General features: G+C 58.8%; 6 protein-coding genes. All 6 read left to right on the top strand.

The window, feature by feature from the left end:
• The first annotated feature begins 443 nt into the window (after positions 1–443).
• On the top strand, positions 444–5468 hold the full coding sequence (locus tag VGL38_13895) for a C25 family cysteine peptidase (protein ID HEY3296517.1): 5025 nt from the start codon (positions 444–446) through the stop codon (positions 5466–5468).
• Between the two features lie 288 nt (positions 5469–5756).
• Positions 5757–7961: a hypothetical protein gene (locus VGL38_13890; protein HEY3296516.1), complete on the top strand. Its 2205-nt coding sequence runs from the start codon at positions 5757–5759 to the stop codon at positions 7959–7961.
• Between the two features lie 313 nt (positions 7962–8274).
• The gene (locus VGL38_13885; GenBank protein ID HEY3296515.1) at positions 8275–9153 is read left to right on the top strand and encodes an endonuclease/exonuclease/phosphatase family protein; all 879 of its coding nucleotides are present in this window, start codon (positions 8275–8277) and stop codon (positions 9151–9153) included.
• A 17-nt stretch (positions 9154–9170) separates the two neighbouring features.
• Complete coding sequence (locus VGL38_13880) at positions 9171–10133, top strand: ROK family protein (protein ID HEY3296514.1); 963 nt, start codon at positions 9171–9173, stop codon at positions 10131–10133.
• On the top strand, positions 10130–11155 hold the full coding sequence (locus VGL38_13875) for a carbohydrate-binding family 9-like protein (protein ID HEY3296513.1): 1026 nt from the start codon (positions 10130–10132) through the stop codon (positions 11153–11155). The genes VGL38_13880 and VGL38_13875 overlap by 4 nt, the downstream gene beginning before the upstream one ends.
• A gap of 30 nt (positions 11156–11185) precedes the next feature.
• Positions 11186–12472, top strand: a complete 1287-nt coding sequence (locus VGL38_13870) for a sugar MFS transporter (GenBank protein ID HEY3296512.1) — start codon at positions 11186–11188, stop codon at positions 12470–12472.
• Positions 12473–12486 lie beyond the last annotated feature (14 nt).

The raw sequence follows: 12486 nt of genomic DNA, 5'->3' as shown, positions 1-12486 counted from the left end.
TGATCACGCTCGACGCAGTCTACACTGCGCAAATGCCTCGAAAACGATGTTATTTTTGCATAGGTTGGCTTCAGAACCGGCCATGAACAAACGTACGGAGGCCGCCTCGCTCCTTGCCAAAGCACCGTCGCGCGGCAGGATAGAGCCCGCATTGCACCCTGCCCCTCCTGATCATCTCGACCTCAAAAAAGTACCCGTTGCCTTGACAGCCATGAATTTTCAATTCCGTGACATAACATCTTGACATGCTGGCGATGATCCCGTATCTTTGATTGCTTCGGAAATTCCTGCACGGTTTTGGCCGACCGTACCTACCCGCTTCCGAATCCACTCCGAGATCGCAGACGGCTTTGTTGGCCCTGCCTCAGCAGAGCAGCCCAAGCCGTTTCCGTTTGCTTTCGCCGCCAGAAACGTAACTGTCTCACATCTGTTGGAGGATTCTCATGGTCCGGCTCATAAGGTTGTCGCTCTGCGCCCTGTGCATGATCTCCCTTTCTGCCTTGGCCGCTCCTGCCGTGCCCTTCGCCTTCGATCGGGCACACACTCCCGGCACCGGTGTGGCGCTGGACATTACCAAAATGTCCCCGGCTCACACGTCGATCTCGCTTCGGTCCCCCGCCGTGGTGACCGAAAACCAAGTAGTGGGGTATGAGAATTTTCAAGCGTTCTCCCTTCAGGGAGAACCGTTCATTCCCGCGGAAGGCCATCCCACCGTTCCGCAGGTCAGCCGATTCTACCAGATCCCCAACACGGGTGGCGTGGATCTGGTCATCAGCGACGCCGAGTATGACGTTGTGGACAATATCAATTCCCTGCCGTATCAAGGCGTTGAAGGGGATGTATCCCGTCTGGTGCGGGATCCGGACATTTACACCAAGGACGGCTGGTACCCGGCCAATGTAGCGATCATGACCGATCCCATGATCATGCGCGACTTCCGCGTCGTGCAGGTGACCTTGCATCCCGTGCAGGTCAATCCGGTCACGCATCAGGCGCGCATCTATCGCAACATCAGCGTGGACGTGGTCGCCAATAACCAGCCCGGCATCCGTGAATTGACGCACCCGCACCGCATCTCCGGCTCCTGGGTGCCGATCTACCGCAACGCAATCTCCAATCTCGATGACAGTGCCTTAGATGACGCCACCACGACTCCCGGTAGGTATCTGATCGTCACCAGCACCAGTTCGCAGATTCGCAACTTTGCCGACAGCCTCGCCGAGTGGAAGACCCGCAAAGGGTTCAAAGTTCAGATCGCCGCTCTGTCGGACGTCTCCTCGCCACAGACGGTGAAGAACGCCATCCTGGCAGCCTATAATGATAATACCGCCGGCCCGCTCGAATATGTGGCGCTGATGGGTGATCCCGACTGGTCGGGCGTTGGCATTCCCGGAGACTTCAGCAACTTCGACCACTTCTATGCCGACCTGACCGGCGATGATCTTGAAGAAGTTGCCGTGGGCCGTCTGAGCGGCGGCAGCACATCCGCCATGGCCACCATTCACGCCAAGATTTTGGGGTACGAGCGCAATCCGCACATGGAAAGCTCCCCCGGCGTGGCCGATACCATGTGGTTCCACAAGGCCTATTTTCAGGCCAGCACCGCCTTCCAATGCGCCAGTAACTATACCCTGATGCAGTGGGCGGCCGGACAATTCCGCCTCTACACCGGCGTGGACAGCTCCGTGGTGCAACAGGTTAGCGGCTTCGACCGCAGCGCAGCCGTCACGCGCTTCAATCAGGGCATCTCCTTCTTCTTCTGGCGCGGCTCGATGCAGGAAGTCGACCCCGGTCTGGGTGAGGCTACGCAATCCGGCTGGCGGTTGCCCATAACGATGACCGTCACCTGCAGTGCAGGCAATTACCAAGGGTCCAACGGCATGGCTGAAGCTCTGCTGACCGCGGGAACCACATCGAATCCCAAGGGCGGCATCTGCGGCATCGGCCCCTCCACCGGCGGCACGCATCATCCCGAGAACGTCACCATGTCCGGCGGCTTCATGTACGGCGCCGTCAATGCCGGAATGGAGCATCTCGGCGACGCCTATGTCGGCGCCAAAACCTGGCTCGCTCTCACTTTCGGCGACTTCCAGTCCGAATGGTACCTTTTCACCCGCTACAACAACCTGTTCGGCGATCCTGGCCTGTCCATGTGGACCGACGTGCCGAAAATCCTCAATGTCACGCACCCTACGTCTCTGAATGTCGGTGCGCGCCGCGTGGAAATTACGGTTCAGCGCCAAGGCGATGATCAGCCCGTGCAGAATGCGCTGGTCTGCCTGTGGAAACGCGGCTCGGATTCTACGTGGGTGGTCGGCAATACCGACGCTGCCGGCCACATCGTGTTGCCCGTGTCCGTAAATGCATCCGGCAGCATGTACCTGACCGTAACCAAGCAGAATCACAAACCCTACCTGTTTACCATTCCCTGCAACAACGTAGACTGCATGCCCATGCTCAGCCACTACACGGTGGACGATGATAACACCGGCGGCACGCAGGGAAATAACGACGGCGTGGTGAACGCGGGCGAGACCATCGATCTTCCGATTCACATTCGCAACTTCGGCACAACGGCCACGGCCACCGGCATCTCAGCCACGATGACCAGCACCAATCCCCATGTCACCGTGGTCAACGGCACCACGACCTACGCCGACATCGCCCCCGGTGATTCGGTTGTCGGCGCGCAGCCGTTCCGGATTCACATGGCACCCACTACTCCGAATCACGACGTGGTGCAGTTGACGTTGACCATTACCAGCAACGCCGCGCAGAGTTCGGGTGTGCTCGAACTTAGCTGCGTTGCCGGAGACCTCGAATTCCAGCGCAGCCAGTTTGTCGACGGCGCGTTCGGACCCGGCGCGACGCGCAACCTGTCGATTACGGTCAAGAATAACAGTCTGGTTCCGCTCACCGGCGTAACGGGCCACCTGCAGTCCTTCAGCCCCTTCGTCACGCTGAACACCGTCGATGCCGCTTACGGGGCCATCGGTGCCGGGGCACGCGATTCCAACCTCACCAGCCCGTTCGTGGTCTCCGCCAATCCCATGGCTTTCCGTGGACATCAGGCTCCCATGCTGCTGGTGTTGACCGGAGACAACGGTTTTGTGGACAGCACGCAGTTCGTCATCAGCGTCGGCACGGCCACCACCACCGATCCCAGCGGACCGGATGCCGGAGGTTACTTCGCCTATGACAACACGGATGTCTCCTACGAGCTGCACCCGACTTTCAGCTACGTCGATCTCGCGAGCCATCAGGGCATCAATCTGAACATCGATGATTCCGGCGAAAAGACCAGTACCAGTCAGGTCTGGTCTACTTACCGGCTGCTGCCCTTCCCGGTCAAATTCTATGGCCGCACTTACGATACGCTCACGATCTGTTCCAATGGCTGGTGCGCCTTTGGCAATCAGGCGTGGTACGACATCGCCCGCAACTATCCGATTCCTGCCATGCAGGCTCCCGAGGCCATGATCGCTCCGTACTGGGATGATCTGGTAACCTCCGGTTCGAGCCTCGGTGTGTGGGTGCGCCATGACCCGGACAGTGGCCGCTATGTGATCCAGTGGAAGGCCACCAACGCCGGTTCGCCTGCGGTCGGGTTGGACTTTGAAGTCGTTCTCTACGATTCTGTCGCGCGGCCCACGATGGATGGCAACAACCATATTCTCGTGCAGTACAATCACGCCGCCATGAGTCTGAACATCACTCAGGACAATGAGCGGCCCGGCTGCACCATCGGCATTCAGGCTCCCCGCGGCATGGTCGGCCTCCCCATCGCCTATTGTGACTGGACCAACCCGAGCATGGCCACCATTCAGGATGGCCGCGCCATCCTGTTTACCACCGACGCCCGCGTACTGTTCGGCCAGGTGGATGGCCACGTGCTCGATGCCGCCACCAATCAACCTCTCGCGGGTGTCCACGTCGCCACCGACCGGTATGGCTTCCAGGGAGTCACCGACGCCACGGGCCATTATCATCTCACCAACGTGATGATCGGCAACTATCGCCTTATTGCCAGCAAGTACCGCTTCAACACCGATACCGTCGCCAACGTGCTGGTCTCCCTGGACAGCACCACGGTGGTAGACTATTCCCTGCACCATCCCGAAATAACACTCTCGACGGAAGCCGTCGTGGACACCGCCGTAGACGACGCCATACAGGCAACGTTCAACATCGTGAACAACGGCAACGGTCTGCTTGACTACACGACCCGCCTGTTCTACGCCGGAGACGAGAACACCACCCCGTGGGATTCCGTGGGCTCGGTCGATGTGACTACCGGCACGAATGACCATTTGCTGTGGGGGTGTGAATTCTGGCGTGACCAGTGGTGGGCAAGCGGCGCCGCTGCGATGGACGGCCACGGCATGCTCTATCGCTTCAATCGCGATGGCTCTCCGGCAGGATCGATCCCCCAGCCGTCCACCACGCCGCTCGGCTGGTTTGACATGGCCACGGACGGGAACTTGCTCTATGGTTCGGACAGCCGCGCAATTTACGGCATCAATGCCCAGGGTGAGGTGATGGACACCATCCCCAGCCCGCTCAATCCGTCCCGCGCCATCGCCTACGATCCGCGCCTTGATCTGTTCTGGGTAGCCGACTACTCCTCTGACATCTACGCTATCGACCGCTCCGGCACGCAGATCGCCCGCGTTCCCAACAACGGCGCGAGTGCCCTGTCCATCACCGGGCTTGCGTGGAACGCCGACGATCCCAACGGCTACAAGCTCTACATCTTCAGCCGTGATCCCAACCAGGCCCCCACGCGAATCCGCGTCACCCGCATGTTGCCTGTTCAGCCCTTCACGCGGGAGACGGCAACCGATCTGGCCGGACTCCCCGGCGATCAAGCCGGTGGCTGCACGGTGACGTCGAACTGGAACAATTCGCTGGTCGTGTTCGGCGCGCTTCTCCACAACGGTTCTGCCGGCGACCGCATCGGCATCTACGAAACCGCCTTCAACAGTTCGTGGATCTCGCTGTCTCCGGCTACGGGTACGGTCGGCGGCGGCCAGTCACAGCAGATGACCGTCAACCTGAATCCCACCATTTTGCGCACCGCCAATTACACTGTAATGGCGCACATCAGCAGCACGGTTTGTGATACGCTGATGCGGTTGCCGATCACCTTCGTGGTTCGCCATACGCCCACGGATGTCAAACCGCAGCCGCCGCAGAGCATCCCCACGCAGTTCGCGCTTCAGCAAAACTATCCCAATCCCTTCAACCCCACGACGCAAATCCGCTTCGATCTGCCGCAGGCTCAGCACGTGCGACTCCGCATCTTTAACGCCTTGGGACAGCTCGTCGCAACTCTTGTAGATGAGACTCGCGATGCGGGTTCATACACCATTACATGGGATGCGCGCAACGTCTCCACCGGCCTGTATCTCTACCAGATCAAGGCCGGCAATTTCGTCGAAACACGCAAGATGCTCCTGATGAAATAGCGCCGCGCCCTCAACACCGCCGCCGCGCGGGGTGTCCTTACCTCGCGCGCCACAAACCTCTGACTTCACCTGTATCACGCTGACAAGAGCGGGCTCCTTATTCGGGAGCCCGCTTTCTACATTACCGCCACCGCATCACGTGCCTCTCGCAGCATCCGCGTGTTGATATACTAAGAGCCACTCACGCCCGTCACCGCAATCTTTTATCTTAGCGCAAGGCTTGATTCTGCCGCTGGCTCTGCCTTTATTACGTCCACTATCGATTCAAATTCATAAAGGACCCTATCCGTGAAGATTGTAACAAAGTTAGCGGTATTTGCCGTTCTCTTATCGGCCTGCTCTATCCCTGCGCTGGCCCTGCCTACTGAAGAACTCCCCGCCAGCCTGAACAGCTATCTGCGCGCGCACTACGGCTCCATCGAGCGCAGTCCGATTCCCACCGGCATTCTCTACGATCTTGCTTTGCCGCTCTCAAAAATCGAATCCTTGAACGGCAGAAGCACGTCGCGCGCGGTCACTCTCGAACAATGGCTCCAGGCAGCCTTCGAATTGCGTCATGCCTCGCTGACCGAAAGCACTCTGCCGGAGCATACGGTCTTCCGCGACATGGGCCGACAGGCCAACCGCGATCACGTCTATCCGCTCGCCATTCTGAACTTCCGTTACAATCGCATCAAGGACGGCATTCCTGCCGACAGCGCCTTGCATATGGATAAGCAGGGCGTCATCTCCATTGAGGAAGCCGCCTTCACCGAGCAGCGTGCCTTTGCGGCTACGGCTCTGCACACGGAAACCTACCGTGGCTCTGCGGTCCGCTTTCGCATGGACCTGAACACCCTCTATTTTTCCAATGATCCTCATCCTCTCAAGTCCGTGCAGATAGATTTCGACGATGGCGCGGGCTTCCGCGCTGTCCCGCGCTCCGGCGACGTCCTTGTCCATTACTCCACTACGGGCGCCAAGACCATCCGCCTCCGCGCCCTGCAAACTGATAATCTGCCGCTGCAAGCCCAGTTCAATTTTCAGGTGATCACCCTCACCGCTCCCTCTCCGTCGGCCACGTGGACCTTACAGGCGGCAATCCCTTACAACAGCCACTACACCACCGGTGAAGCCTATCTCTACCTTGCTGCGGGACATGATTCCCTGATCCGCCCCGTGGTCGTTTCGGAAGGTTTCGATCTGTCCAACAACATGAACTGGGATGAACTCTATGCCCTGCTGAACCAGCAAAACCTCCTCGAGACCATGCGCACGATGGGTTACGATGCCGTGGTGCTGAACTACACCGATGCCACCACCTACATCGAAGGCAATGCCTATCTGCTCGAAGCCCTGCTTGAGCAGGTGCAGCAGGCCATTGATCCTTCCCGCACGTACCCGCTGATCGGTCCCAGCATGGGCGGGCTTACCACCCGCTTTGCGCTGGATGACATGGAAACCAACTCCCGGCCCCATCGTGTCCGCACCTTAATCAATTTCGATTCCCCCAATCGTGGCGCCAATATTCCGTTGGGCGTTCAATACTGGGTGGATTTTTTCGCCGGCCAGTCTTCCAGCGCCGCCTTTTTGCGCGACGCGCTGAATTCCCCTGCCGCCCGCGAAATGCTCATCGCCCATTTCACCAGCCCGCCCTCCAATGTGGCCGGAAGCGATCCCCTTCGCGCCACTCTGCTGAGCGATTTTGCATCGGTCGGCAACTACCCCACTCAGCCCCGCAAGGTCGCCATCTGTAACGGCAGCGGCAATGCTCTGGGCACAGATTTCAGCCCCGGTGCACAGATCATCCGCTATGAATACAATAGCCTGTTTATTACTCTTACCGGCAATGTCTGGGCGCTGAACAACGCCGCCTCGCAGCAGGTCTTCAACGGCCGTATTCGAGTCTTCCCCATCATGAACACCACCGAATCCGTCACCGTTCAGCCCACCTGGCCGTGGGACAACGCGCCCGGCGGACAGCGCAATACCATGTACCAGATGGACACCACCGCGGCACCCTATGGCGACATCGTAGCCCTGCATTCGTCGCACTGCTTCATCCCCACCATCAGCGCGCTCGATGTCAATGTGCAGGATCCGTTCTTCAACGTCTCCACCGCGCAAGACCTCTACAGCCTCACACCCTTCGATTCCCTCTATTTTCCCACGGAGAATCAGGACCATGTGACCATTACACCGCAGAACTTCTGGTGGCTGCTCAATGAAATCGTCGATTCGCTTCCCGCACCCGTGGTCGTGATTTCCACCGACAGCAGTTCTGTGCGCCTGAACTGGACGCCCGCGCCGGGAGCCCAATCCTACCGCATTTACTCGTCGACTGATTTCCACATGTGGCCTTCTCAGTTCGCTTCGACTGCCGATACCCTCTGGGTCGACCCCGACACCTCAGCCGCGCTAAAGTTCTATCGGGTGGAAGCCACCATTGCCCCGGCAGGCCTGTTCTCTTCGGCGGCAACCGTGGCCAAACCGGTCTCTATTGCGCGCCGGTGAGGCCTTACTTAACTCGTTCTGTGCGCGAATCCTCCCCGCGAAGGGAGGATTCGCTGCTCATGAGCTTGGCAAACGGCATTTTTGATTAGTTAACTGTAACATAATCAATCTAAAACAAGATGCTGTCCATTGTCCCTTCGAGCGATAGGACCTTTCCCGCTCCGACTCCAACATCCTGCCTGTCAGAGTGGAAGCCGCTCGAGTTCCTCCGGCGAGGGGCATTTTGCCTTGCCATTGCTGAGAATGCGCCGTATATTGCAGCTTTCGTTTTCCCCTCCCCGCACCTCGATTGCCGCCTTCGAAAGGCCTTGCCATGAACCTGCGCCGCTTCCCCCTTTACGCCGTGGTTGCGCTCTGCTTTCTGATCGTGCTTGATGCTTCCGCGCGGGATTCCGCCGTGCGCGTCATGACCTACAACATCCGCTACGACAACCCCGCGGACAGCCTCGACAACTGGAAATACCGCAAAAACTTCGTGGTCTCCACTGTCCGCTATCATGCGCCGGACGTTTTCGGAATTCAGGAAGGCCTGATCAGTCAGGTGCACGATCTATCCGCCGCGCTCCGTGGCTTCCGCTGGTGCGGCAAGGGGCGCGATGACGGTGCCGAAGCCGGTGAATTCTCCGCCATCTTCTACGATGCCACTCGCTTTGTCTTGCTGAAGGACAGCACCTTCTGGCTCTCTCCCACTCCCGATAAGCCTTCCAAAGGCTGGGATGCCGCGCTGAATCGCATCGTCACCTGGGCCAAATTGCAGGACAAGCAGACGCGCCGCGTCTTTTTTGTCTTCAATACCCATTTCGACCACATGGGCGTTACAGCCCGGGAAGAAAGCGCGAAACTGCTTTTGCGGCAAATCCGCCACATTGCCAAGGACAAGCCCGCCGTCGTTACCGGGGACTTCAATTCCACCGATACGGAGGCTCCCTATGCTGCGCTTACCGCAAAAGACAGCAGCAAAGCCATTCATCTGGCCGATGCCTTGACCATCTGTGAGTCCCCGCATCACGGCCCGCTGAAGACCTTCAGCGGGTTTGACGTTCACAAGGGTCTGATCGGTGACCGCATTGATTTCGTCTTTGTCAGCGATGGCGTGCGCGTCATCCGCCATGCTACGCTGGCCGATTTCAAAAGCGATGAACGCTTCCCGTCGGATCATCTCCCCGTCATCGCCGAAATCGCTCTCCCCTAACTCTGAGGATGCACCCTATGACTGACGTCGTTGTTGGAATGGACATCGGCGGGACCAATACCAAGATCGGTCTCGTCGCCCATGATGGCCAGTGTCTTGCCCAGGCCGATCTGTCCACCACCGATTATCCGGATGTCAATAAGTATGTAGCGGCTGTGCGCACCGAGATCGACCGTATGATCTCCGCAAGCAAAACGCCCGTTGCCCTCACCGGCATCGGCATTGGCGCGCCTAACGGCAACTACTATCACGGCACCATCGAGCATGCGCCCAATCTGGTGTGGAAAGGGATTGTGCCCCTCGCCGATATGTTCCGCACGTTCTACCCGGTTCCGGTTGCTCTGACCAATGACGCCAACGCGGCGGCCATCGGCGAGATGCTCTTCGGCGGCGCGAAGGACATGCGCAACTTCATCGTCATCACGCTCGGCACGGGTGTCGGCAGCGGCATCGTCGTCAACGGCGAACTGCTGTACGGTCATGATGGTTTTGCCGGAGAGATCGGCCACACCATCTTCGATCCGCAAGGCCGCGATTGTGGCTGCGGCCGCCACGGCTGCCTCGAAACCTACGCCTCCGCAGGCGGCATTGTACGCACTGTCTTCGAACTGCTCGCTAATTCGCGCGAAGCGTCCGAGCTGCGCGATATTCCCTTCGATACCATGACTTCCAAGATGGTCGCCGAGGCCGCGCAGCGCGGAGATACCATCGCGCTCCAGGCCTTCGACCGCACCGGCTACATTCTCGGCCTCAAGCTCGCCGATTCCGTGGCGCACCTGAGCCCTGAAGCCATCTTCCTCTTCGGCGGACTGGCCAAGGCAGGCGACCTCATCTTCAAGCCCACTCACAGGTACATGGAAGAGAACATGCTGGCGATCTTCAAGAACAAGGTCAAACTGCTGCCTTCGGGTCTCACTCATGGCAACGTCGCCATTCTTGGAGCCGCCGCGCTCATCTACAAGGAACTGAACAAGGCATGAGAACATTCCTGTTACTGGCTGTAGTGCTCGGCCTGGCCCTCTCCGCCTGCGCCCAAGCGCCCAAAGGCTACATCTGCTACCGCGCAACAAACCCGGTGACCATCGACGGCAAGCTTGATGACGCCGCCTGGAAGAGCGCTCCTTGGACCGACAACTTTGTAGACATTGAAGGCAGCAAGAAACCTGCGCCGCGCTTCCAGACTCATGCAAAGATGCTGTGGGATGATCAGAATTTCTACATTGCCGCGACCCTTGAGGAACCGCAGGTCTGGGCCACGATTGCCAAGCGCGACGATGTTATCTTTCATGATAATGATTTCGAAGTCTTTATGGACCCCAACGGCGACAATTTCGAATACGGTGAATTCGAGATCAATGCCTTGAACACCGGCTGGGATCTTTTTCTGAACAAACCCTATAAGGATAACGGTCACGCCGACGATTCGTGGAACATCGACGGCATCAAAACCGCAGTTTTCGTAAACGGCACCCTGAACAATCCCGCAGACACCGACAGCGGCTGGAGTGTGGAAATCGCCATGCCGTGGGCATCGCTTCAGAGGATCAGCCACACCGCCAAGCCTCCCCAGCCTGCCGAGCAGTGGCGCATCAATTTCTCCCGCGTGGAATGGCTGACCACCATCGTCAACGGCGCCTGCAAAAAGGTGGAAGGCAAGCCGGAAGACAACTGGGTCTGGTCGCCGCAAGCCGTCATCAACATGCACCGTCCGGAAATGTGGGGCCTTGTCCAATTTTCCACTCGCGCTCCCGGCGCCGATTCCCTGCGTGCCGATCCCTTCGCCGACGCGCGCCGCGTACTGCACGAACTCTACTATGTCGAGAAAGAGTACTATGACCGGCATCAGGTCTGGGCCACGCAGTCACCCGTCCCCGCAGGATCCCCGCTTCCCCGCGTCGCGGCTACCGACAGTGGTTTCACCATTACCCTCGACGTCGGCAGCGCCCAGGCCCACATCCGTCAGGACTCCTATTTCTGGATCGACTCCACCAAGTCCCGCTAATTCCATTCCCGCCACACTACAGGACATCGCATGGAAAAGAAAGGCTATAAATCCGCATTCGGGATTGTTACGACACTGTTTTTCATGTGGGGCTTTCTCACATGCCTGAATGATATTCTCGTGCCGCATCTGAAAGCGGTCTTCGATCTGAACTACACGCGGGTGATGCTGATTCAGTTCACCTTCTTCGCCGCGTATTTCATCATGTCCATCCCTGCGGGCAAGGTCATTGCCCGCCTCGGCTATCAGAAGGGCGTGGTGGTCGGACTGGCCACGGGCGGTATCGGCGCGCTTATGTTCTATCCCGCCGCCGGAATGATGTCTTATCCGCTCTTTTTGACCGCGCTCTTCGTGCTGGCTACGGGAATCACGGTTCTGCAGGTCGCTGCCAATCCCTATGCGGCGGTGCTGGGAAAGCCCGAAACCGCCTCCAGCCGTCTGAATCTGGCACAAGCTGTTAATTCCTTGGGGCACACCACTGCGCCCCTGATCGGCGGGTTGCTGATCCTCGGCACTACGCTCACCGCCGCACAGGTCGCCGCGCTTCCCGCCGCCGAGCAGCACGCCGCCAAACTGGCCAAGGCCGCTTCGGTGCAGATGCCCTATCTCTGGCTTGCCGGCGCCCTCTTCCTGCTCGCCGTGGTGATGGGTCTGATCAAGCTTCCCGTCATTGACGCGGTCGAGAATCACAACACCAAGAGCGCCAAACTGCGCGACGCCCTCAAATATCGCCATCTGCGCCTCGCCGCCCTCGGTATCTTCCTCTATGTCGGCGCGGAAGTCTCCATCGGCAGCTTTCTGGTGAACTTCTTCGGTCAGCCGGAGATTGCCGGTCTCGTCGAAGCCACCGCCGCCGGTTTTGTCTCCTACTATTGGGGCAGCGCCATGGTGGGTCGCTTCATCGGTTCGGCCCTCCTGCAAAAACTGAAGCCCCGTCAAGTCCTTGCCGTTGCTGCTACGGTTGCTTCGCTTTTGGTGTTCACCACTATTTTCATCTCCGGCTCCGCGGCCATGTTCACCATTCTGGCTGTGGGCTTCTTCAATTCCGTGATGTTCCCCATCATCTTCACCTTGGGCATTGAGGACCTCGGCAACCTTACCAGCCAGGGTTCGAGCATTCTGGTCATGGCCATTGTCGGCGGCGCCATCATTCCCGTGTTGCAGGGCGCTCTCGCGGACAGTATCGGCATCCATCATGCCTTCATTCTTCCCGCCCTCTGCTACCTGTACATCATCTACTATGCGGTCAAAGGTTCCCGGCATGTGCAACGTTCCGCCACGGAACCCGCTACCGTCTCCGAAACTGTGGCCGCCTGAACGAGGATAACTTC

It is taken from the genome of bacterium (genome assembly GCA_036504735.1).
In the GTDB taxonomy this organism is placed as follows: domain Bacteria; phylum Electryoneota; class RPQS01; order RPQS01; family RPQS01; genus DASXUQ01.
The sequence above is the reverse complement of the archived record's forward strand: the minus strand, read 5'-3'. Positions and strand labels throughout refer to the sequence as shown.

Coding starts and splice junctions, on each gene's coding strand:
- VGL38_13895 (HEY3296517.1), top strand. CDS start 444: ATGGTCCGGCTCATAAGGTTGTCGCTCTGCGCCCTGTGCATGATCTCC.
- VGL38_13885 (HEY3296515.1), top strand. CDS start 8,275: ATGAACCTGCGCCGCTTCCCCCTTTACGCCGTGGTTGCGCTCTGCTTT.
- VGL38_13880 (HEY3296514.1), top strand. CDS start 9,171: ATGACTGACGTCGTTGTTGGAATGGACATCGGCGGGACCAATACCAAG.
- VGL38_13875 (HEY3296513.1), top strand. CDS start 10,130: ATGAGAACATTCCTGTTACTGGCTGTAGTGCTCGGCCTGGCCCTCTCC.
- VGL38_13870 (HEY3296512.1), top strand. CDS start 11,186: ATGGAAAAGAAAGGCTATAAATCCGCATTCGGGATTGTTACGACACTG.